The sequence below is a fragment of the Streptomyces sp. NPDC057702 genome, assembly GCF_042799315.1.
Taxonomy (GTDB): Bacteria; Actinomycetota; Actinomycetes; order Streptomycetales; family Streptomycetaceae; genus Streptomyces.
The window spans coordinates 21,004-43,670 of sequence record NZ_JBHVJC010000041.1 but is presented as its reverse complement, the minus strand read 5'-3'; the positions used below and the strand labels follow the sequence as shown (position 1 = coordinate 43,670).

16 protein-coding genes are annotated in these 22,667 nt (G+C 75.2%); 3 read left to right on the top strand and 13 right to left on the bottom strand.

Annotated features, from left to right (window positions below):
* Positions 1 to 4: 4 nt before the first annotated feature.
* The 5 genes from ACFVFR_RS26875 to ACFVFR_RS26855 all read right to left on the bottom strand — a co-directional run bounded on the left by ACFVFR_RS26875 (position 5) and on the right by ACFVFR_RS26855 (position 8,680).
* Positions 5 to 2,716: a hypothetical protein gene (locus tag ACFVFR_RS26875; RefSeq protein WP_383706218.1), complete on the bottom strand. Its 2,712-nt coding sequence runs from the start codon at positions 2,714 to 2,716 to the stop codon at positions 5 to 7.
* Positions 2,709 to 3,665 carry a hypothetical protein gene (locus ACFVFR_RS26870; RefSeq protein WP_383706216.1) on the bottom strand — a complete coding sequence of 319 codons (957 nt, stop codon included), beginning with the start codon at positions 3,663 to 3,665 and terminating at the stop codon, positions 2,709 to 2,711. Before ACFVFR_RS26870 ends, ACFVFR_RS26875 begins: the two co-directional genes overlap by 8 nt.
* An 82-nt stretch (positions 3,666 to 3,747) precedes the next feature.
* Complete coding sequence (locus ACFVFR_RS26865) at positions 3,748 to 4,464, bottom strand: Crp/Fnr family transcriptional regulator (RefSeq protein WP_383706214.1); 717 nt, start codon at positions 4,462 to 4,464, stop codon at positions 3,748 to 3,750.
* A gap of 393 nt (positions 4,465 to 4,857) precedes the next feature.
* Positions 4,858 to 5,529, bottom strand: a complete 672-nt coding sequence (locus ACFVFR_RS26860) for a class I SAM-dependent methyltransferase (protein ID WP_383706212.1) — start codon at positions 5,527 to 5,529, stop codon at positions 4,858 to 4,860.
* 865 nt (positions 5,530 to 6,394) lie between these two features.
* Positions 6,395 to 8,680: a heavy metal translocating P-type ATPase gene (locus ACFVFR_RS26855; protein WP_383706210.1), complete on the bottom strand. Its 2,286-nt coding sequence runs from the start codon at positions 8,678 to 8,680 to the stop codon at positions 6,395 to 6,397.
* 222 nt (positions 8,681 to 8,902) lie between these two features.
* Here ACFVFR_RS26855 and ACFVFR_RS26850 point away from each other — a divergent pair, with 222 nt between their 5' ends.
* Positions 8,903 to 9,100 (top strand): hypothetical protein, encoded by a 198-nt coding sequence (locus ACFVFR_RS26850; RefSeq protein ID WP_383706208.1) that lies wholly within the window; start codon positions 8,903 to 8,905, stop codon positions 9,098 to 9,100.
* Positions 9,101 to 9,722: 622 nt separating this feature from the next.
* Here ACFVFR_RS26850 and ACFVFR_RS26845 read toward each other — a convergent pair.
* The 8 genes from ACFVFR_RS26845 to ACFVFR_RS26810 all read right to left on the bottom strand — a co-directional run bounded on the left by ACFVFR_RS26845 (position 9,723) and on the right by ACFVFR_RS26810 (position 19,865).
* Complete coding sequence (locus ACFVFR_RS26845) at positions 9,723 to 11,066, bottom strand: response regulator (RefSeq protein WP_383706206.1); 1,344 nt, start codon at positions 11,064 to 11,066, stop codon at positions 9,723 to 9,725.
* Positions 11,067 to 11,374: 308 nt separating this feature from the next.
* Positions 11,375 to 12,229, bottom strand: a complete 855-nt coding sequence (locus ACFVFR_RS26840) for a class I SAM-dependent methyltransferase (protein ID WP_383706204.1) — start codon at positions 12,227 to 12,229, stop codon at positions 11,375 to 11,377.
* A 329-nt stretch (positions 12,230 to 12,558) separates the two neighbouring features.
* Entirely contained in the window at positions 12,559 to 13,935 is a 1,377-nt protein-coding gene (locus ACFVFR_RS26835; protein WP_383706202.1) for a hypothetical protein, read from the bottom strand.
* Positions 13,936 to 14,139: 204 nt separating this feature from the next.
* A complete protein-coding gene (locus ACFVFR_RS26830; RefSeq protein WP_383706200.1) occupies positions 14,140 to 14,889 on the bottom strand; it encodes a class I SAM-dependent methyltransferase in 750 nt (249 codons plus the stop codon).
* Positions 14,890 to 15,036: 147 nt separating this feature from the next.
* Entirely contained in the window at positions 15,037 to 15,762 is a 726-nt protein-coding gene (locus ACFVFR_RS26825; protein ID WP_383706198.1) for a class I SAM-dependent methyltransferase, read from the bottom strand.
* A gap of 88 nt (positions 15,763 to 15,850) precedes the next feature.
* Positions 15,851 to 16,561, bottom strand: coding sequence for an NUDIX domain-containing protein (locus tag ACFVFR_RS26820; RefSeq protein ID WP_383706196.1), 711 nt, complete (start codon positions 16,559 to 16,561; stop codon positions 15,851 to 15,853).
* Positions 16,562 to 17,045: 484 nt separating this feature from the next.
* Entirely contained in the window at positions 17,046 to 19,127 is a 2,082-nt protein-coding gene (locus tag ACFVFR_RS26815) for a PhoX family protein (protein ID WP_383706194.1), read from the bottom strand.
* A gap of 375 nt (positions 19,128 to 19,502) precedes the next feature.
* Positions 19,503 to 19,865 carry a hypothetical protein gene (locus ACFVFR_RS26810; protein WP_383706192.1) on the bottom strand — a complete coding sequence of 121 codons (363 nt, stop codon included), beginning with the start codon at positions 19,863 to 19,865 and terminating at the stop codon, positions 19,503 to 19,505.
* Here ACFVFR_RS26810 and ACFVFR_RS26805 point away from each other — a divergent pair.
* Both ACFVFR_RS26805 and ACFVFR_RS26800 read left to right on the top strand, forming a co-directional pair.
* Positions 19,858 to 21,804, top strand: a complete 1,947-nt coding sequence (locus ACFVFR_RS26805) for a VWA domain-containing protein (protein ID WP_383706190.1) — start codon at positions 19,858 to 19,860, stop codon at positions 21,802 to 21,804. The genes ACFVFR_RS26810 and ACFVFR_RS26805 overlap by 8 nt on opposite strands.
* Positions 21,805 to 22,072: 268 nt before the next feature.
* Complete coding sequence (locus tag ACFVFR_RS26800; protein WP_383706188.1) at positions 22,073 to 22,537, top strand: DNA-binding response regulator; 465 nt, start codon at positions 22,073 to 22,075, stop codon at positions 22,535 to 22,537.
* Positions 22,538 to 22,667 lie beyond the last annotated feature (130 nt).

Below are 22,667 nucleotides of genomic sequence, written 5' to 3'. Positions count from 1 at the left end.
TTCGTCAGCCTCCTTGGGCCTGGGGAGAGGGGGTGTTCGTACGGGGGGTGGGGGCGATGTCGTGGGCACCGGTGGCGCCCGGGGTGGGGGGCGGGCGGGTCGTGCCGGTCGGCCAGTGTGTGCGGGCCGGCGGGGGCGGGGGCGGCCGGCGGTGCCCGTGCAGGGCGCCGAGCAGGACCTGGGCCAGGCGCCAGGTGCCGGGCAGGGCGTAGTCGGGGGCGCGCAGGGCGGCCGAGACGTCCCGGCGCAGCCCGGCCCACTGCGCCGGGGTGGTGTGCGCGCGCATGGCGTGGCCGAGGGCGCGCACCGCGCCACTGGCCGTCGGGTCGTCGGCCAGGGCGGTCAGGGTGCGGCAGAGCTGGGCGATGGCGGTGCCCCGGCGCAGGCTGAACAGCAGGCTGGTCCACAGCCGGCCCAGGTGGGGGGCGGCCTCGGGCGCGGTACGCAGCAGTCGCGCGGTCAGCGGCGCCGCCGGCGCCCCGGTCGCGGGCGCCGGGTCCGGCGCGGTGAGGACCTGGGTCACCACCTCCAGGGCGTGCGCCCGCTCGCGGAGTTCGGTCGCCCGCTCCACGCGGGTGCGCAGATAGCGCAGGACGACGACGGTCCGCGCCGGGTCCCGTTCGGCGGACAGGGTCAGCACCAGCGAGCGGCGGGCGGCCACCGCGATCCGTTCGCCCCGCCCGGTCAGCAGCCACAGCAGGTTCAGGGCGTCCATCCGGAAGAGGCCGCCGAGGTCACCGGCGAGGGCCATGGCCGCGGTCACGGCACGCTGCTGGCCGCGCCGCTCGGTCCAGGACAGCGCCGTGTTCAGGGCGGGCGTGGCCAACCCGTCGTCCGCGCACATGAACTGGAGCACCAGCGCCGCGGTCACCCGCTGCGCGGACGGCCCGTCCGCCCACGCCTCCAGCAACTCCTCCTCGACCTCGGTGAGCGCGTGCCGCGCCAGCAGCGCCACCCCGCGCGCGACCTCGATACGGACCGGCAGCCCCTGCTCCGTGGAGAGCTGGTGCAGCCACCGGCGCAGCGGGTACCACAGCTCGATGCCGTACAGCGTGTGCGCCTCGCGGATGACCAGGTCGCGCACGCGCGGCGAGGTGAAGACCAACCGTCGCTCGGCGCGCGGGTGCGCGGGGCCGGCGCCGGCCGTACGCCGCACCTCCACCAGGCCGGCCGCGCGCGAGCGCCACCGCGCCCGGCTCTGCCGGACGGCGTACCGCGCCGTCTCGGCCCCGGCCTCCGCCCCGGGCCGCTCCCCGACCGTGACGGCCCCGCCCGTCGCCCCGGCCGGGCCGGCCGCCCCCGGCTCCTCGCCGGGGATCGTCTCGCCGCCGCGTACGGAGTTCTCCAGCGCGCCCGCGAGCTCCTCGAAGGTGCGCTCCGGCAGTCCCTCGGCGAAGGCGAGCGCGACGATCGGCACCAGGTCGTCGGCGGCGGGCGTGCGCTCGAACCACTGCTGTACGCGCAGGGTCTCGCTGTCCCGCAGCGCGTCCTGGGCGGCGGCCACTCCCCGGCCACACAGTGTCCGGGCGACACCGACGACGTCCGCTGGGCGACGTAATTCGGCCACCTGCGCGCGGAGTTCGGCGGGCACCTCCGGAACGCCCGGGAAGCGTGGGGCCTCGGGCTCCACCGGGGTTTTCGGGGCGGTTGGGTTCGACGGGCCGGACGGGGCGCCGGGTATCCAGGGGTGCTCGCGGGGCCCGGTGGGCGGGCACGGCGCGGCCCGCCCGACCGGTTCGACGCGTTCGGCGGCCCCGGTCAGCGCGGGTGGCGCGGTCGGCGCGGGTGGCGCGGCGTGCTCGGGGAGTCCGGGACCGTCGGTGGGGCCGGGTCCGTCGGTGGGGCCCGAGAGTTCGGGGCCGTCGGTGGGCTCAGGGGGCCGGGCCGCCCGGGTCAGGCAGTGGTCGAACAGGCGCAGCGGGTCGGGCGGCTCCCAGGCGACGCACAGGTCCTTGAGCGCCAGGCGGCGCAGTACGGCGCTGGACGCGGTGATCACCAGATAGGAGCCGCGGTCGCGGAGTCTGGCGCGCAGCCGGTCGATCTCGTACCCCTGGACGGCGTCGAGCCGCATCTCCATGAGGTAGTCGAGGATGACGTACCCGCGCCCCGGCTTGAGGCCCTCGGCCGTGGCGAGGTGGGCGAGCGAGTCGGCGGGCGAGAGGCTGTGCACGCCGCTGCCGGGGCCGCACAACTCGCGGAGCAGCGCGAACGCCCCCGCCCTGCGCCCGCTGCCCGCCTCGCCGACCAACACCAGGACGTGCTGGTCGCGCAGCCGGGCCAGCGCGTCGGCGAACACCGCCGCGTCCGGCCGCAGATAGCCGCGTACCACCTGGTCCACGTCGGCCGGGTCCACCCGGCCGGGCGCCAGGCCCGGCGCGGGGCCGGCGCTACCGGCCCCGAACAGCGCGCCCGAGGCGTCGACGCGGGCGTAGAAGTTGTTGTGCACGTGCTGCCCGAGGGCCCTGCCCAGCTCCTGGTACCCCTGGTCGTCGGGCGCCTCGTCCGCCGGCGGCGCGTCGGCCCCCACGCCCGGACCCGGCTGCCCCCGCTCCTCGGCCCGTGGCGCGGCCTGTTCCCGGCCCTGGGGCTGGCCGTGGTGCGCGGCCGGCTCCCCCCACCCGGCCCGGCCCTGGTCCGCCGGCGGCTGTGGCGCGTGGTCCGGCTCCTGGTGCGGGGGCGGGCCGGCCGGCGGCCAGGGCCCGTCGGGCTCACTCATGCGGGGTGCCGAAGCCGATGACCCCGCCCCGCAGGTCCACCTCCCCGTGGAAGTTGGCGACGCTCACCTGCCCGCCCTCCACCCACGTGTGGTGCGTGCCACCGCGTTCCCGGCCGGCGTCCGCACGCCCCCCGGCGCCGACACCGGGCTCCGCGTCCGGGTCCGCGCCGGGCTCCGGGTCCGCGTCGCGGTCCGCGTCGGCGGTCCGTGGCATGCCCGCGCCGACGCGTTGGCCGGGGATGCGCCCCGGGGCCGGCTGGGGCCCGGCGGCCCGCCCGGGTGGGGGCGGGTCCGCCGGGTGCTCCGCTTCCGGGCCCCCCGACGCCGGTACCGGAGCCGCGACCGCCCCCAGATCGAGGCGGTGTACGTCGTGTCCGGGCAGCCACACCCAGGCCAGTGCCCGGTACTCCTTCTCGTCCACCGTCACCTGCCGGAACGCCTCCGCGCGCAGCGTGGTGTGACCGCCGGCGACCGTGGTCTGGAAGACGCTGTTGGACAGGCCGAGAACGAGATCGGCGGCGGGCGCGGCGGCCAGGGCCCGCCGCAGCGGTGTGGCGTCGCGCAGCCGGCAGGTGGTGACGACGGCCTGGCCGGCGAAGCCGTTGTCGGCGATCTCGACCGGCCCGTGGTGCACGGCCGCGCGCAGCCGCATCCGCGCCTCGGGCACCCGCGTGCGGTTGTGCTCGGCCAGGGCCGCGGCGAGGTGCCGGAGGTAGTCGTCGACCACGCGCGGCTCGGAGCCGTCCATGGGCAACACGGCCAGGTGACCGTCCCCCTGGGCCTGCGTCTGCCACCGCGAGCGGTCCACGCCGGCGGTGAGCGCGGCGCGGGAGAGCAGGCGCGGCAGGTCGTGCTGGATGTCTGACTGTCGGCGGTCGTTGTTCGCCCCGTACGCCTGGACGTCCAGGGCGAGGCACGTGCACGGGTGGTATCCGGACCGTTCGGCCACGTGGCCTTTCCTTCCTCTGTCGCGGCGCGTCCGCGACGCGTTCACGCTGAGGCTAGGAGGGCCGTTCGGCGGGGATTCCCTCTCAGTACGGGTTCTCGGCGGCTATTTTCGAGAACACCAGCAACCGGGGAAAGTCGTTGATCGTGATCCGTCGGTAGCTGCGCTCCACGAGGCCGAGTCGTGCCAGGTCGGCCAGGGCCTTCTCGGCGGTGGTCAGGGCGAGTCCGGCCAGCGAGGCCAGTTCGGTCTGGGTGAGGGTGACGGCCAGCTCCTGGCGTTCGTCGGGGGCGCCCCGCACCGGGCGGCCGTACATCTGGGTCAGCTCCGCGAGCACGCGGGCCAGTCGGATCGAGGAGTCGTACGCGCGAAAGTCCAGGCGCCGCCGGTTGGCCCAGCGCAGCCGGGCGCAGAGCATGTGCATCAGCGAGTCGGCGGCGTCCGGGTGCCGGTGCAGCAGCTTCTCCAGGATGTGCCACTGGATGACGCGTACGGTCACCTCGCCGCAGGCCAGGACCGTGCCGGAACGGGGCCGGCTCTCCAGTGCGGCCATCTCGCCGACGAGGTCGCCGGCGACGCGCACGGCGACCAGCATCTCGTGCCCCTCGGCCGTGCCCGCCACGACCTTCACCACGCCCCGGGTGATCAGCAGCACGTGCCGGCTGTCCTCGCCCTGGTGGAGCAGCGTGCGGTCGGCGGCGTACTCGGCCGCGGTGCCGGCGGCCAGGAGTTCCTCCAGTGTCTGCGGTTCGACACGGCCGAGGAAGGTGGCCGAGGGCCAGGGGTTGGGAGTCCTACGCACCGACCGCTCCCGCGAGGGTGCGCGCGCCCCGCCGGCTCCGCGCGGGGCGCGGTACGTCGCGGGCGGCGGGTGGTGCCTCGCGCGGGGCGGGCGGTGTGTGGCGTGGGGCGGGCGGTCCACATCGCCCGTGAACCCGGTGTGGGTGACCCGTCGTTGGCATATCTGACCCCCGGACCCTGTGGCCTCTGGCGGCTGGCTGCTTCCGGCTCGCCAGTCGTGCGCCCGTCCATGGTGCCCAGCGATCGCGGCGGGGGAACCGGCAATCCGAACTTGGCCAAATCACTTCCGTACGCCGCCGCGCCCGCGCCCGCGCGGGGGGTGTGCGGCGGTCGGCGACCGTGGCCGCCGACCGGTCCGTGGGGCGCCCCCGCGCCCGTGGCGTACGCCGAGCGCTCAGCCCTCGACGGTGGCCTCGAAGAGCGCGGTGCAGCCGTGCACCGTCAGTGTGAAGTCGCTGAACCGGTCGCTGAGTTCGCGGCGCAGGTCGTGCAGGCTGTCGTGCCGGTTGTTGAAGTCCTTGCGGGCGTTGAGGTGGTTCAGCGCGGCCCGCGCGGCCTTGGTGACGGGCACGCCCTGGGAGAGCACCGTGCTGCCGAAGACCTTGCCGCCGGGGCGTACGCACGCGGCGGCGTGGTCGAGCGCGACGCCCTTGTGCGCGAAGTCGCCCGGCACGCAGTGCAGCATGAGGCTGAGCCCGGCCGATCCGAACGACCGCGCGGGCAGCGGGAACGGCTCCAGCACGTTGCCCTGGACGGTGGCGACCCGCAGGGGGGACAGCCGGCGCTCCACGTGCGTCAGACAGTGCGGGTTCATGTCGAGCAGCGTGACGCGCTGGTGCGGGCTCGGCGTGATGGTCTTGTCCAGCAGGTACCCGGAGCCGACACCGATGTCCAGGTGCTCCTCGGAGAGGTTGCGACGGTAGAGCCCGAGCAGCGCGCCGCGCGGGACCTTCCACAGCACCGGACAGGTGAATCCGAAGACGGTCAGATCGTAGAACCTCAGCGAGAGGGGGTTGTACGCCTTCTGTCCCGCCACGACATCTTCGGAGGTGGGAACAATAGCCACGGAGATACTCCTCGCATTCACGTGCCGCACTGCCCGAAAAGCCCGCCCCAAGCTGCCACGAAACAGCCGAGCGACCTTTCTTTCACGGAAAGGAAAAGGCTTCGACGGGTGTGGCTGACGCGCGGGAAATGGGCAGGCGAAAGGGAAGGTGAAAGGGAACGGAAAAGGAAGGCCCGCGCATCGTGAAGGATAACGCTTCGTGTTGTGAGGATAACGGGAAGCAGCCGCACTGTCGCCTGCGCGATGAAAGGCGGGAAATAAGATTGACCGCCCGCCGGAATGGGCACACTGGCCCGCGCACCCGACGGGCCACGCCCGCCCGGTGAGTGACCCCACCCGGTGAGCGACCCCGGCGGGTGCGTCAGCCCGCCCGGCGGGCGGCCCCGCCCGATGGGCGACCCCGGCGCGGTCGGGGAGTCGCGGGGCGCGGGGGCGTTCGTCCGGTGCGGTCCGGCGGATCAGGGATCAGGGATCAGGGTCGCGGGCGCGGCGAGCGCGGGGCGCGGGGCACGTCGGGGTTCGTACGGGAGGAGTGTGGCTCCGTCCGGGGCGGCGCCCGCGCGGCGCGGGAGGGCACGCCGCGCGAGGGCAGGGCGCTGACGTGGCGCGGGCGTCACGGACACGGCGCGGCGATCCGGCGCGGGAGGGGCGCGGCGCGGGGCCGGCGCGTACGGCACCGGGCACGGTGGTGCCGGCTCGGCCCGGCCTGTCCGGTGCGCTCGCGGATCGCGGATCGCGGTCGCGGGGAGCGCGGGGCGCGGGGCGCGGCAGCGGTGTGGGGCGGGGCGGACAGGGCAGCGGGGCCGGGGGTGAGCCCGGCCCCGCTGGGGGTGGCATGTGGTGGTCGGCGGGCGCGCCGCGAGCGTCAGGCCGCCTTGAAGCGGCGCAGGCGCAGGCTGTTGCCGACGACGAAGACCGACGAGAAGGCCATCGCGGCGCCGGCGATCATCGGGTTGAGCAGCCCGGCGGCGGCCAGCGGGAGCGCGGCCACGTTGTAGGCGAAGGCCCAGAACAGGTTGGACTGGATGATGCGCAGGGTGCGCCGGGAGAGGCGGATCGCGTCGGCGGCGGCTCGCAGGTCACCGCGTACCAGCGTCAGGTCGCCGGCCTCGATCGCGGCGTCGGTGCCGGTGCCCATGGCCAGGCCCAGGTCGGCCTGGGCCAGCGCGGCGGCGTCGTTGACACCGTCGCCGACCATGGCCACCGAGCGGCCCTCGGCCTGGAGCCGGCGGACCACGTCCACCTTGTCCTCGGGCATGACCTCGGCGATCACCTCGTCGATGCCCACCTCGCGGGCGACGGAGCGGGCGACGGCGGTGTTGTCGCCGGTCAGCAGGATCGGGGTGAGGCCGAGCGCGCGCAGCCGGGTGATGGCCTCGGCACTGGTGTCCTTGACGGCGTCGGCCACCTCCAGGACGGCGCGGGCCTGCCCGTCCCAGGCCACGACGATGGCGGTGCGGCCGGCGGCCTCCGCCGCCGCCTTGGCCTCGGCGAGGTCCGTGGGCAGTTCCATGGCCCACTCGGTCAGCAGCTTCTCGCGTCCGACCAGGACGGCGTGGCCCTTCACGACGCCCTGCACACCCAGTCCGGGCACGTTGGCGAAGTCCTCGGGGGTGGGCAGCGAACCGACGCGCGCGGCGGCGCCGGCGGCCACCGCCCGGGCGATGGGGTGCTCGGAGGCGTGCTCCAGCGCGCCGGCCAGCCGCAGCACCTCGTCCTCGTCGGTACCGGTCGTGGTGTGCGTGGCGAGCAGGGTCATGGTGCCGGTGGTGACGGTGCCGGTCTTGTCCAGGACGACGGTGTCCACGCGGCGGGTGGTCTCCAGCACCTCGGGGCCCTTGATCAGGATGCCGAGCTGGGCGCCGCGCCCGGTGCCGACCAGCAGCGCGGTCGGGGTGGCCAGGCCGAGGGCGCACGGGCAGGCGATGATCAGTACGGCCACGGCCGCGGTGAAGGCCGCCGTGAGCCCGGAGCCGTTGCCGAGCCAGAAGCCGAGGGTGCCGACGGCCAGGGCGATGACGACGGGGACGAAGACCGCGCTGATGCGGTCGGCCAGCCGCTGGGCCGCCGCCTTGCCGTTCTGCGCGTCCTCCACCAGCTTGGCCATCCGCGCCAGCTGCGTGTCGGCGCCGACCCGGGTGGCCCGCACGACCAGGCGTCCGCCCGCGTTGAGCGTGGCGCCGGTGACCGCGTCACCGGCGGCGACCTCCACCGGCACCGACTCGCCGGTCAGCATCGACGCGTCCACGGCCGAGCTGCCCTCGACGATCACGCCGTCGGTGGCGATCTTCTCGCCGGGCCGCACCACGAAGTGGTCGCCGACCGCCAGGTCCTCGACGGCGACGCGCTCCTCGCGCCCGCCGCGCACCACGGTGACCTCCTTGGCGCCCAGCGAGATCAGCGCCCGCAGCGCGGCCCCCGCCTTGCGCTTGGAGCGGCCCTCGAAGTACCGCCCGGCCAGGATGAACGCCGTGACGCCGGCCGCCGCCTCCAGGTAGATGTTGCCCGAGCCGTCGGTGCGCTCGATGGTCAGCTCGAAGCCGTGCGTCATGCCCGGGGTGCCCGCGGTGCCGAAGAACAGGGCCCACAACGACCACAGGAACGCGGCGCCGACGCCCACCGATATCAGTGTGTCCATGGTGGCCGCGCCGTGCCGGGCGTTGCGGAACGCGGCCCGGTGGAAGGGCCAGGCGGCGTACGTCACGACGGGCGCGGCCAACGTCAGCGACAGCCACTGCCAGTTCTCGAACTGCCAGGCCGGCACCATCGCCATGGCGATGACCGGCACGGCCAGGAGGACGGCGGTGATCAGCCGCTGCCGCAGCGGGGTCAGCGGGTCGGGCCCACCGCCCTCACCCTCCGTGTCGCCCGGGGCGCCGGCGTCGCTCGCGGCGCCGTCGGCCGGACGCCGTCGCTGGGGCGGGGCGGGCGGCTTCGCCGTGTACCCGGTGGCCTCCACGGTGCCGATCAGGTCGGCCAGGCTGACCCCCGCCGGGAAGCTGACCTTCGCCTTCTCGGTGGCGTAGTTGACGGTGGCCGTCACGCCGTCCATGCGGTTGAGCTTCTTCTCCACCCGGGCGGCACACGAAGCGCAGGTCATCCCGCCAATGGCGAGCTCCACCTCGGCTGGCTCGGTCACCGTGCTGGTCATCCGTCGCTCCTCGTCCCCGATGGGTGCGCGCCGCGCGCTCGCCCGACCGTCGATGTCGATCAATACCCCTGGGGGGTATCAACTCCTGCTTCAGGTATACCCCCCAGGAGTACGCGGCGCAAGGCCGCGCCGCACTTGACTGTGTACCCCCCGGGGGTATCTTCAACAGGGTGGACGCCGCACCGCGCCCCACCACCGGACACCGGACGAAGGAGCTCCGCCATGCACGTAGGACTGAAGGTGGCCACGTACGCCGCCGTGCTCGCCGCGACGTTCGGCACCGCGTACGGGGTGGGCACCGCCCTCGACCCGGTGGCCGACCCCAAGCCCGCCACCCACACCGAGCACACGCCCGCACGCGACAGCGGCCACGGAGACGGCGGCGGAAACGGCCACGACGGCCACACCCCCCAGCGGTAGGGCGACAGCCGCGCGCCGACCACGGACGACATCGGCCGAAGCGGCACCCCGGAAAACACCTAGGGGTCCCCCCTCTTCACCCCCCTGGGGCGCGCGCTCTCCTTCGCGCGCCGTATCGCGCGCGCCGTCGAAAGACATCGGATTCGCGTCGCAGACCCCTCCGGGGCGCGACACCTCGGCGGGGAAAAACGACGCCGCGTTCACGCGCGCGGGAACTCCGGTGAACCATCCGCCCGCCACGGTCCAAGCGACCCGCGCGACATCGGGGAAACGCGAACACGGCGGCGTGTGTGCCACCGACAGCGCCACGCTCCGGCGCGTGCACGACGTTCCGCGGAAAAGCGCCCGCGCCAGGGGCGGAAAACGCGGGTGGCGATACGCGGGGCGGCGCGGGCGGATATCCGGGAGGCGGGCGCGGCGAAGTGGCCCCCGAGCCCCGCGCCCCGGACGCGCGCCGGGGCGCCCTCGCGGACGGGGCGGCCTCACGGACAGGACGGACGGGACGGCCGGGCGGGGCGTGCCGGGTTCGGGGCCGGGTCGTGGGGGACGCGGCGTACGGGAGGTCGCGCGCGGGAGGGTGTACGGGGCCGGTGGGGCCGCGCGGTGCTGGTGGGGGCGGGGGTTACAGGGTCGGGTGGGTGGCCGCGTGTTGGGAGTAGTAGCGGCGGCGCTCCAGGAAGATCTCGGTGAAGGTGGAGACCTTGGCCCGCAGCGCCCACGGGTCGACCGGCTTGGCGATGTAGTCGACGGCGCCCGCGGCGTATCCGCGTGAGGAGTGCTCCGGGTCGGCGCCCATGGCGGTGAGGAAGAGCAGCGGGATGTCGCGGTTGCGGGAGCGGCGCTTGATCTGCGCGGCCGTCTCGTAACCGTCCATCTCCGGCATCTGCACGTCCAGCAGGATGACCGCGAAGTCGTCGTGGTCGAGCAGGGCCTTGAGGGCCTCGTGCCCCGAGGTGGCCGCGACGATCTCCTGTCCGAGGGTGGCCAGCACCGCCTCCATGGCCAGCAGGTTGTCGCGCTGGTCGTCCACGATGAGGATCTTCGGTCGAGGCCCCGGCTCCGTCGGCCCCCCACCGGGTGGCACCGTGCCCGGCGGCACCCGGCCGGGCGGCACCGCCCCGGGCGGCGGAGGGGCCCCGGCCGGCCGGTACGCGGCGCCGCCGGCGCCGGGTGGGGGCACCGGGCGCGCGCCCGGCGAGTCGGCGCTCGCCGCGTACGCCGGCGCGGAGCCCGCGCCGGGGCCGCCGGCCGGGGACGTGGCGTACGCCGTACCGCCGTCCTCGTCGGTCTCGCCGGTCGCCAGGCCCTGCGCCTCCACCGCGGCGAGTTGCCGTTCCAGCAGCTGGCAGCGGTCCTCGGCGAGCATGCCGCGCTGCCGCACCTCCTCCAGCTCCTCGTTCAGCTGGCGCACCTGCTGGCGTAGCTGGTCCTGCTCCCGCAGGAGTTGCTCACGGTCGTGGTCGGGGTGCGCCAGCTCCTGCTCCAGCGTCTCGACCCGAGCCCGCTCCGCCGCCCACGCCGCCTCCAACTGGCTCAGCCGCACCTCCAGATCGGCGATCCGGTGCTGGCGTTCCACCAACGCCTGGCTCAACGCGTCCTCGGTGACGGTGGCGCTGCGCGCCACGCGGTCGGCGTCGGCGAGCTGGTTCTGGAGCACCTCGACGGCGTGCCCGACCGAACCGCTGGTCTGGATGGCGGCCCGGTGCCGGGCGCGAAGCAGGTCGACGGCCTCGGGCGTGGCGGCGGTGCCACGTGCCGCCGCCAGGTCGGTCAGCAGGTCCACGACGAACTCCCAGGGCGGCACCCGGTTGCCCCGGAGGTAGCGCGAGATGGTGCCGGGGTCGCGGTAGCGGCGGGCGGCGTAGCGCCGTACCGAGATCCCCAGGCCGTCGAAGAGCTCGCGGAGCAGTATCGCGAACTCGCGGCACTCGTCGTGGAGATCCTCGTCCAGCGGGCGCAGCCCCATCGTCAACCCCTGTGGTGTCAAAGGCCCCGCCCGTACGGCGGTCGCGGCGCGCGCCGCCGGGCCCAGACACCCAGTCTGGCGCAGCGCCCGACGGCCCGAGGCCCGGGCGGCGACGGCGGCAACACCTTGGCAACAAGCCCCAGGCGGCACGACCCGCACCCGGACCAGCGGCTTCTCAACTCGCTTGGCCAGCCGGCGTGTTGACCGACAGCAAGCTCGCGCGGGTCGGGTCGGCCCACCCCGCGCCCCGTCCGCGTTCACGCACCGACGCGCGTAGATCAAGCTCGGGCGGGGCGCGTGGGAACGGACTACGCGCCGGCGCGCGCCCGTAGGGCGAACATCAGGGGGATCTTCGGGTCGTGGTCGGGCAGCCGCCACCACCCGTTGTCGGCCCGCTCCATGCCCGCGAAGCGCGGCCAGGGCAGCAGCTCCGTCTCGCGCAGCACGTCGATGGTCAGCCCGGCGCCCAGCAGGGCCGTCGCGATGTCGCCGAGGCCGTACCGCCACTCGTAACACGTGGTCGCCTCGGTCAACGCCGGCCCGTCGGTGTACGTGTGGGCCACCTCGGTACGCAGCGGGCCGCGCCCTCCCAGGTAGTCCTGCCGCAGGCGCAGGTGCCGCTCGTCCGGTGCGGGCACGGCGCCCAGGGACTGCAGCAGCGGGTGGAACTCCACCAGGTAGAGGAAGCCGCCGGGGCGCAGCAGGGCGGCGACGGTGCGGGCCCAGCGGTCGAGGTCGGGCAGGTACCACAGGGCGCCCTTGCCGGTGTAGACGACGTCGAAGCGCCGCCCGTCGAGCGCGGCGACCGCGTCGTAGACGTCGGATTCCACGTACGTCACCTCGCGGCCCGCGTCCGCCGCGATCCGGCGCGCCTCGGCGACGGCGGCGCCGGAGAAGTCGAGCCCGGTGGTACGGGCCGCGCCGCGCTCGGCGAACGCGAGGGTCTCGGTGCCCAGATGACACTGCAGGTGCAGGACGTCCCGGCCGGTGAGGTCACCCAGGTCGGCCCACTCGAAGGCGGCGAACCAGTCGCCGCTGTCGCGGGCCTCGTTCAGGCCGTAGAACTCGCTGGCCACGTGGATGGGCGTGCGGGCATCCCAGTTGTGCCGATTGATATGGATCATCTCGGCGACGCTGCTGGGGTCGTGTTCGTCGGCAGTCACGCGCCCTTTGTACTCGGCGATCGCGCGCCCCACTAGTGCGCCATGCGCCCCTATACGCGCCGTGCGCGCTGCCCCGCTCCCCGCCAACCGCCTGCCACCAGCGCATTGTCCAACCGACGGCCGGGGGCGCGCGAAGCGCGGACTGGCTGATCCGTCCGGGTCAGCCACCCCCGGACCCGGCCCACCGGCGCCCGCCGCGCGCCCCCTCGGACCGACCCGGGAGAGGTGGCGGGCCGGGCCGCGCGGTCCACGTCAGCCGTGCGCCGGGGCGCCGGCCGGGGGCCGGCCGGGGGGCCGGGTGGCTGGGGGACCGGCCGGGGCCCCGACGTCTACCGGGGCGGGGCGTCGGCCGCGTCCCGCGCCGTGGTGAGGGCGCGTCGCCAGTGGCCGGGCAGGTCGGCCGCGCGGGGCAGCGCCGCGTCATGGACGATGCCGCACCGTACGACCCCGCCGGCGCGCGTGAACGAGACGTAGCCGAGCAGCCCGTCATGGACGTCGTAGAACATGGACGCCCCGGTCAGCCTGGCTCCGAGGCAGGTCAGCTCGTCGGCCAGGGTGACCGAACTGGCGCCGACCGGCACGGCGTGCCTGACGTACCCCATGGCCCACTCGCCCGCCCCGTGCGGCGCCAGTCGCAGCGCCAGCCGGCGCGCGTCGCGGGTGCCGGTGCGGCGCACGGCGTCGGTCTGCCGGCGCACCCGGGCCACGGCGGCGTCGAGCCCGGCCGCGGCCGACGGCAGCACCAGGCGGTGGCCGACCACGTGGTTGCCGGGCGCGTACCGCTGGTCGGGGCCGCGCGTGGACATGGCCACCAGCACCGGCAGGTCCGGGCAGTCGCGCGCGGCCCCGGCCAGCCGCCAGGACCGGACCGCCCGCGCCAGACCGGCCAGGCACACGTCGTTCACGCTCGTCCCCCATCCGTCGGCGAGTTGGCGGAGTTGGCGCACCGGGATGTCCTGGCTTGTCCACGCGGTGCGGCCGGATGGATGGGCGCGCAGCTCGGGCCAGCCCCGGACGCCGGCGAGTTGGCGTACGGCGTCGGACGCGGCCAGCAGCGTGCCGCGCGGCGTCGGTGTCCGGGCCGGGTACGGGTGCGGGCCCGCCGCCACCGCGTCCCCGAACAGGGCCAACGCGGAGTGGGCCGCGCCCACTCCGTCCTGCACGGCATGGTGCGCTCGCAACACCAGCCGGAACCCCGCCCGCCGCGCGGCAGCGGCGCCCGGAGCACCCGGCGTCGGCCCGCCCGACGAACCCGCCGACTCGCCATCCTCGCCGCCGCCCACGGAGCCCGCCCCCACCGAGCCCGCCCCCCGAGCCTGCGGGTCGGCCTCGGGGTCCGGCGCCTCGGCGAGCAGCCACACGTCCCACGGCGGGTGGGCGGCGCCCGGCAGGGGGGCGCTGAGCAGCGCGTTCGTGGCGGCGGCCAACGCGTCGGGGCCGGCCAGGTCGGTCCGTCGGCGCAGATGCACGGCGGGGTCGAACGCGGCCGTGCGCCGGAGCCAGCGCCGCCCGCCGCCGGCCGGTCGCAGCAGGTTCAGCGCGGGCAGCCCGGCCGCGCGTCCGAGCACCCGCGCCGCGAGCGCCGCGCCGTCCGGTACCGGGCCGGCGAAGTCGAGGAAGAACCCCGTGGTGGGCTGGTGGTGGCGGGCCAGCGCCAGAAAGGCGCGGTCGACGGGCCCGATCGCGTCGTCGGCGGTGGCGTTCATCCCCGGCCTCTCCTTGGCGACCCACCCGCGTGGGCCGATCTCTCGTACGGACCCCCCACCTCACGGACGGCTCCCCCGCGCCGAGGACCGCCCCGAAGACCGCCCCGGTGAGCTCCCGGCCCGCCCGAGGGCCGGCCCAGATCCGAAACCCACCCCGCCCGGGAGCCCCCCCAACCCCGCCCCGGAACCGCGTGGCGGGCTCGGCTACGGGCGGGCGACCAGCGCGAAGCGGTGGCAGCGGGCGGGGAGCGGCTCGCCCGCGCTCAGGGCGGCGTGCAGGGCGCGTAGCGGCGCGTCGTAGCGCTCCACGGTGAAGTCGGGGACGTGCCAGGGGGTGATGCGCAGGAACAGCACGAGCGCGCCGACGTCGTGGAAGGCGGCCGGCAGCCGGGCCTCGTCCTGCCAGGTCACGGTGAAGCCCGCCGAGGTCAACTCGTCCGCCGCGGACCGCAGGTCCCAGTCGGCGTAGCCGTGCGGGGGCGCGCCGAGTGCCGCGTTGATCTCGGCCAGGTCGCCGCCGCCGACCTGCTGCGTGACGAAGGTGCCGCCCGGCCGCAGCACACGCCGGATCTCGGCCGGGTCGTACGACTCGTGCCGGCTGATCACCAGGTCGAACGAGGCGTCAGCGAAAGGGAGTTGGTCGTCGTCGCCGACCTCGGCCACCTCGATGCCGAGCGGTTCGAGCCGCTTGCGGGCCACCGGCACGTTGGGCGCGAACCCCTCCGTGGCCGCCGTCCGCGCCGGCAGCGGCGCCAGCGAGGCCAGCACCTCGCCACCGCCCGTCCCCAGGTCCAGCAGCGCCCCGGCTCCCGGGAGCAGGGCGCGGACGAGTTCCGGGTAGCTCCACGGCAGGTCGGCGTCGCTCTTCTCGGCGTACCGCCCCTGGAACACCCCGAAGTCCCACCCCTCGAAGGGCGTCGTCAACCCTTCGGCAATCAACTCTTCATAGCGCACGCCGCGTCCTTCCCGCTGTTCCGTCCCCGACGTCGGGACGCCCGCCGTGGGCCGCCCCCTACCCGACGGTATACGGGGGCCGGGGGCGGGTCGCGACCGAGCCCGCCGGCGTGGCCCGGCGGTGGGGTGTACCCGTGTTCGCGGTGCTCACGGCCGGCGGGCGACGAAGACGAACTCGCGTCCCGGGCGGTCCGGGGCGTCGCGGACGTCCTCCAGGACGAAGCCCTGGGCGGCCAGGTCGCGTTCGATCTCCGCGCGGTCGTGGAAGCGAAGGGTCGAGTCGGACGTGAGGGTCTCGCCGTCCACGGCGAACACGTAGGTCCAGCGGAACGTGACCAGCGGCCAGTTCATCCTCGTGACCCGGGCCCACGTCTCCACGGCGCCGACGTCCGCGATGCCGGTCACCCGGTGGGTGGCCTCGCGGGTCCACTCCTCCCAGGCCCGGCGGGCGGGATCGCGGGTCTCGAAGACCAGCCGTCCGCCGGGCCGCAGCGCGTCGTACGCGCCGCGCAGCGTGTCCCGCCAGGCACGGTCGTCGGTGATCTCCTGCGCGGCGTTCGCCGTCATCGTGACCAGGTCGACCTCCAGGGGTGGCAGGGCGGTCGCGTCCCCCGCTATCCAGCGCACGCGCTCGGCGCCGGGTTTCGCGCGCGCCACGTCGAGGGACGCCTCCGCCGGGTCGACGCCGACGACGGCCACGCCCCGCTCGGCCAGCAGGAGGGCGAACACCCCCGTGCCGCAGCCGAGGTCCAGCACCCGGGTCGCGCCGAACTCCTTGGCCATCTGGACGTACGCGTCGAGATCGCCCCGGTCCGGGTCGAGCAGGTCGTAGATCGCGGCGAGCCGGGGATGTTCGAAGCACTCATCAGCCATGCAGCCGAAAGTAGGCGTAGCGGGGCCCGCGTTCCTAGTCACTTTCGCCAGGAGCCGCAAGCGGGCTGGCCCGGGCGGCCCCCGGGGGTCACCACGCGCAGGGCGCGGTCAGGTCCCGGATGTGGTCGGCGAGTTCGAGCGGACGCGTCGGCCAGCCCGCCTCGTGCCAGTGGGGGATACGCCAGGACAGTCGGCGCGGCCACAGGGGCGTGTGGGACAGCGCGGACAGCGGCACCCAGGTCGGCGTCCCGCCGTGGGTGTCCAGCGTGTCCGGATCGCCCAACTCGCCCTCGGCGGAGGCCAGGAAGTAGTGGCCCAGGCGGTTCCGGCGCCAGATCCGGGCGACCTCGTGGGTGAGGGTCACCGACAGGCCGGTCTCCTCGCGCAGTTCGCGTACGGCCGCCGCCTCCGGGCTCTCCCCGGGCTCGACGCCACCGCCGGGGATCTCGTAGTACGGCTCGTCGGCGTCCGGGAAGCCGATGAGCAGCAGGTGCGCGTCGCGGATCACCAGCGCGGCGGCCCGCACCCGCTCCGGAGTGGTCAGACTCGGGTCGTCCCAGGGCGCGCGCTCGGCGACCGGTGCGCCGGCGGACCACTCCCGCAGGACCGTCTCGGCGGTCCCCACCGGCCGGATGGACGCGTACAGCGCCTGGGCCAGCGGCAGCGAACGGCGCGCGCCGGCGTCCACGGCCTGCCCCGAGCGCGGAAGGGAATAGACCCCCGGCGCGCCGGGCTCGCCCACCAGCAGTAGGCCGGAGTCGTCGAACTGGACGTGTGCCGCTATCGCTTCGTCGGTCATCGCGCCAGGCTAACCGGCAGGTCAGCCGCGAGCAGGCGGATTGTTCGGCAGCCGGACGGCCCCGCCGCGCGCCCCGGTCGGCGCGCGCCCGCCCGGCCGGCCGCCGGTGCCCGCCGCCCGTCGCGCGGCCCCCTCCACCGCACGTCGCAGGCGACGACCACCCGAGCCGACCCGGGCCGTGCGCCGGGGCGCCCCCTCCCGCCCACGTCACCCGGCCGCCCCCGTACGGCCGCCGCGACGCGCTGCTCCCCCGCTCCCCCACGGCCCCCCGGCCGCTCCCGCGCGTCCGCCGCACGGGCCCCCGGCCCCGGCCCCGGGCCGGCCGGGGGAGACGGCGGGGGGCGGCGAGCGGGGTGGTCGATGGGATCGCCCGGCGCGGTGGTGCCCCACGCGCCGCCCCGCCGGGCGGTCCCCGCTCCTGGCCTCGCACCCCACGGGGCCAGGAGCCGTACGCGGGCGCGGCGGTGCCGCGCCCGGAGGGGCGCTACGCGCCGATGTCGCCGCCGTCGCGCCGCCAGACGCTGACGACCGCCGGGCGCACGAGCTTGCCCGGACCGTCGGGCCACGCCGACTTCGGCTTCTCGACGGTCGCGCCGTCGATCTCGCCCGGGTGCTGGACGGCGACCATGACGCGCCGGTCCTGGACGATCGGGCCGCAGGTCTCGGCGCCGTTCGGGACGGTCAGGAACTGCTTGACCTCACCGCGCCGCTCACCCGCGGTCGCCACGCCGAACAGGCCGTCGTGGGTGCCGAGGGCGTTGCCGTCGGTGGAGATCCACAGGTTGCCGTGCGCGTCGAAGGTGATGTTGTCCGGGCAGGAGATCGGGCTGACCTGGTCCTTGGGGAACCCGGCGAAGTACGTGCTCGGGTCCTTCGGGTCGCCACAGACCAGGAACAGGCGCCAGTTGAAGCGGTCGGCGCCCGCGTCGTCCCAGTGCTCGGCGAGCTCCAGGATCTGGCCGTGCTTGTTGTTGTTGCGCGGGTTGGCCTCGTCGGCGGCGGGCTTGCCCTTGGCGCCACGGTCCTTGTTGTTGGTCAGCGCGATGTAGACGCGGCCGGTGCGCGGGCTGGGCTCGACGTCCTCGGGGCGGTCCATCTTGGTCGCGCCCACCTTGTCGGCGGCCAGCCGCGTGAAGACGTAGACCTCTTCGGCGCTCATGCCCTCGACGTGCGAGGTCGTGCCGGTGGCCAGCGGGATCCACTCGCCGCTGCCGTCGAACTCGCCGTCCTTGGGGAGCTTGCCCGAGCCGTCGATCTCGCTCGCCGGGCTGTCGCCGGTGAACTTGGCGACGTACAGCGTGCCCTCGTCCAGCAGGGTGCGGTTGTGCGCGCGGGCGTATCGGCTGTTGCCGTGCATCATCCGCTTGGCGGAGACGAACTTGTAGAAGTAGTCGAAGCGCTCGTCGTCACCCATGTACAGCACCGGACGGCCGTCGTCGGTCAGCCGGGGCTCGGCGGCCTCGTGCTTGAAGCGGCCCAGCGCGGTCAGCTTGCGCGGCGTGGAGTGCGGGTCGAACGGGTCGATCTCGATGACCCAGCCGAAGCGGTTGGGCTCGTTCGGCTCCTGGAGGGTGTCGAAGCGCTTGTCGAAACGCTCCCACTTGCGCTCGCTGGCCTCGCCGCTGAGCCCGTACCGGGCGTAGCGGGCCTTGGTGTCCGGGTCGGTGACCTTGCCGGCGTTGGCGAAGTACTGGTTGAAGTTCTCCTCGCCGGAGAGCACGGTGCCCCACGGCGTGATGCCACCACCGCAGTTGTTGAGCGTGCCCAGGATGCGCTTGCCGCGCGGGTCGGCCGACGTCCGCAGGAACGTGCTGCCGGCCGCCGGGCCGGTGACCTCGAACGGGGTCGAGCCGGTCACGCGGCGGTTGAGGTGGTGGCGGCGCAGCGCGGTCAGCTTGCCGGAGCGGCGGTCCTCGGCGGCGGCCACGACGGACAGGCCGTGCGCCGCGATGGCGATCTCCGCCTGCTCACGGGTCGGGTTGTCCGCGTCGTACCCGGCGAACATCAGGATCTCGTCCGTGTACTCGTGGTTGACCACGAGGAGCTGCCGGTGGCGCTCGTGCGGGATGTCGAGGACGGCCATGTAGTCGTTGTTGTAACCGAACTGCTTGGCCTGCGCCTGCGCGCTCTGCCGCTTCGGGTCGAAGTCGCGACCGCCGGGCAGGATCGGCTCGCCCCAGCGGATCACGATGTTCTGCTCGTAGCCGCGCGGGATGACGACGGCGTCCTTGGTGTTCGGCGCGACCGGGTCGAAGCGCAGACCGCGCGCGGCGCGGTTCTTGCCGTGCGACTTGCCACCGTGCGCGGCGACGGCGGGCGTGGCGGCGGACGCCTGCGGCGCCTGGCCCAGACCGATACCGGCGCCGGCGGCGGCCGTGACGGTGACCACGGCGCTGGCGCGCAGGACGTTACGACGCGAGAGGGCGCTGGCGATGACATCGCCGACGTAGGCGTTGTCGCTGGTGTTGGGCACCTCGTGGAAGCAGGCGTCACCACAGCGGTAGCGACAGGTCAACGCGGAACGGCCGCCCGGGTGCGAGCTGATCAGAGGCAGAAGCTTGCGCACGTCAATTCCTTCGTCTTTGGGTCCACCGGCGCAGGCCCGCGCCGACACGGTGTCGGAATCCATCCGCCGCGAAGCTATGGGGGTGGTGTCGCGAATTGGCGAAGTGAGGGTGAATCGACGGTGAACGACGACGGTCAGTCGTCACTTACGGTGAGGTTTGGCCCGGAGCAATCCGGCATCCGGACGCCATGAGGCGCCGGATATGCCCGAGTTGGCGTACGCCGCCGGCACCGCGCCCGCCTCCCGCGCCAGCCCGCCCGCGACCCACCCCGCGGGCTCGCTCGGGCCGGTGCCCCAAGGCCCGTTAGCCTTACGTGTCCGGCCCGGCCAGGCGCATTGGGCCACCCGCTGGAATACACCGGCGCTTACCGGCACCTACCGGCCATGACGGACGCGCATCGCACTCGACAGGTGAGGGGTTTCATCCATGGGCATACGGGACCTGCTGCGCAAAGTTTTTGGCCGCTCACAGACGGCGACCGACGAGAGCGAGGCCCCGCGCTCGTCGTCCGAGCCCACGGCGGAGCCGTCGGCCGCCTCCACCACCGACGCGTCGACCACGTCCGAGCCCGCGTCCCTGACCGCGTCCGAGGCCACGCCGTCACCCGACGCCGGGTCGCTGACCGACCCGGACGCGAGGTCCGCGTCCCGCTCGGCCGCCGCGTCGGACACCACCGTGGTCCCCGTCGCCGCCCGCACCTCGCCGGCCACCGACACCACGGACGAGCCCGTGGCCACGACCACGGACACCGCGCCCGACACGGGCACCGGGCCGACCACGACGGCCGGTTCGGTCACGGAGACCGGTTCGGTCACGGAGACCGGGGCGACGCGAACCGCACCGGCGGAGGCCGACCACGCCGCCGGGCCGGAACCCGAACGCGGGACCGCGCCCCTCCCCTCGCCCACACCGAGCACGGAGCCGGAGCCGGTGGACGCGGCGGACACGCGTACCGCTGACCTGCCCGACACGGCGGACCCCGCCGACGCGACCGGCTCCGCCAGCGCCGTGGACGCGGCCGGCGCCGTGGACGCGGCCGGTTCGGCGGGGTCGGGCGACTCCGCTGGCCGGGCCGGCTCGGCCGGCGTGCCGACTCCCCGGTCGTCGGCCGAGGCCGGGGACGAGGTGGAGCCCCAGATCGAGGTCGAGAGCGACGTGGAGATCGAGGTCGAGACCGACGCCGAGGCGGGCACCCCACCCGCCGAGGTCACCGGGCCCGCCACGCCACCGGCCACCGGGCCCACCACCGAGCGACCCACCGAGACCCCGACCGCCGCCCCCGCGGCCGGAACCGACACGGCCAACGCCGACGCCGACACCAGCACGCCCCCGACCGCGCCCACCACCGGGGCCGACACGGCCACCGAGCCTGACCCCGCGGTCACCACCGCGCCGGACGCCGCGCCGGACGCGACGGCCCCCACGCCGGCCGGCACCGAGGCCGAGGCCAACGCGACGGCCACCACCGACCCGGCCACCACCGACCCGGCCGCCACGGCCACGGCTCCGGCCACCCCGACACCGGCGACCACCGCCACGGGCACGGCTACCGCCACGGCCACGAGCACGAGCACCGCGAAGGCGGCACCGGAGGCGACGGCCCTCTCGGCGGAGGCCACCCCGGCGCCGGACGCCGACACACCGCCGAAAGCCCGCACCGACGCGGAAGCGGAACCCCGTACGCCGAGCGCGGCGACCGCCACCGGCACCCCGCGCACCACCACGGACAGCGCCACCACCACGAAGGCCCGACCCGAGCCCGAGCCGGTGGCCACCCCAACGGCCGGGCCCGGGGCGAGCACCGCCGAGCCCGCCCCGACGGCCGAGCCCACGGCGGGGGCCGAGCCCGAGACGGCGGCGGAGCCCGAGGCCGCCGCCGGGCGGGCCGATGCGGTGGCCGCCTCGACAGCGGCGTCCGGGACATCGGCGGCGTCCGAGCCGTCGGCCGAGTCGCCCCGTTCCGCGATCTCCCTCGCCACGGTCGAGGCGTCCGCTCCGGGGCTGGTCAGCCTGTACAAGGCCGCGTCCACCGTCGTCGCCAAGCACGGGCTCGGCGGGCAGCGGGCCGCCGTGTACCTGGTCCTGGACCGGTCGGGCTCGATGCGCCGCTACTACAAGGACGGCACCGTCCAACACCTCGCCGAACAGGCCCTGGGCCTGTCCGCGCACCTGGACGACGACGGGGTGGTGCCCGTCGTGTTCTTCTCCACCGACGTGGACGGCACGGTCGACCTGGACCTGGCCACCTACGCGGGCCGTATCGAGGAGTCGCACGCCGCGCTCGGCCACATGGGGCGTACGAACTACCACTGGGCGATCAACGCCGTCGTCGAGCACTACGAGAAGTCCGGCTCGACCGACCCCGCGTTCGTGATCTTCCAGACGGACGGCGCGCCCACCAGCAAGCCGGCCGCCGAGCGCGCGCTGTGCGAGGCGGCCCGGCTGCCGATCTTCTGGCAGTTCGTCGGCTTCGGCGACCCGGCCGGCAAGGGCTTCGACTTCCTGCGCAAGCTGGACGACCTGGCCGTACCCGAGCGACGCCCGGTCGACAACGCGGGCTTCTTCCACGCCGGCCTCGAACCCCGGCTCCTCTCGGACACCGAGCTGTACGGCCAGTTGATGGTCGAGTTCCCGGAGTGGCTGGTCGAAGCCCGCGAGGCCGGCGTCCTGCGCTGACCCCACCACCGGGCGGCCCCGGCGAACCCGCCGGCCGCCCGGCGCCCCGCCACGAGCCGACCCGCGCCCTCGCGGGCGGTGCTCGCCCCGTGACCCGTGCGCCACGAACGCCCGGCCGACGTCCCCGGCCGGGCGTTCGCGCGTGGGTGGGCGGGTCTCGCTCACGCGGGCACGCCGGCGCGTTGACGTTTCGCCAACCGTTCGTTTAGGCCACGCGCGCACCCTGTGGGAGGTAGGACACGGGGAGAACGTGGAGAACGAGGACGCAGTGGCCGATCAACGCGTGACCGTCACGGTGCATGGCACCGACCCCCGCTCCCGGGCCGGGGTCGTTCGTCACCTGCGGGGCCAGCCGGGGGTGGAGCTGTTCGACGGGCCGCGCCCGGAGGCGGTGGCACCGGGCGGGGTGTCCGTGGCGGTGCTGCTCGCGGGGCGGTTCGACGAGTTGGCCGGCGCGGAGTTGCGCCGCCTGGTGCGCGGTGGTCAACGCCGGGTCGTGGTCATCGCGGACGAGCTGCCGGAGAACGACCTGATGGCGGTCCTCGAGTACGGCGTACGCGCCGTGCTGTGGCGTCACCAGGCCACCGGCCGGCGGCTGCTGCGGGCCGTGCGGCGCACGGCCCGCGACGGGGGCGTCCTGTCGCCCGACGACATCCGGACCCTGCTGGCCCGTGGCGAGCGCGCCCGCCGCGAGTGCCCCCGCGCGGACTGCGGCCGACGCGGCACCCCGTAAGCCGGGCGCCCGCCGGCCCCCGGACCATACGCCGGCCCCCGGACCGTACGCCGATCCGCCACCCACCGAGGGGACCCGCGAAGCCGTACGACATGACGGGCCGCACGCCGGTCGGGGCAGGCCCTACGCC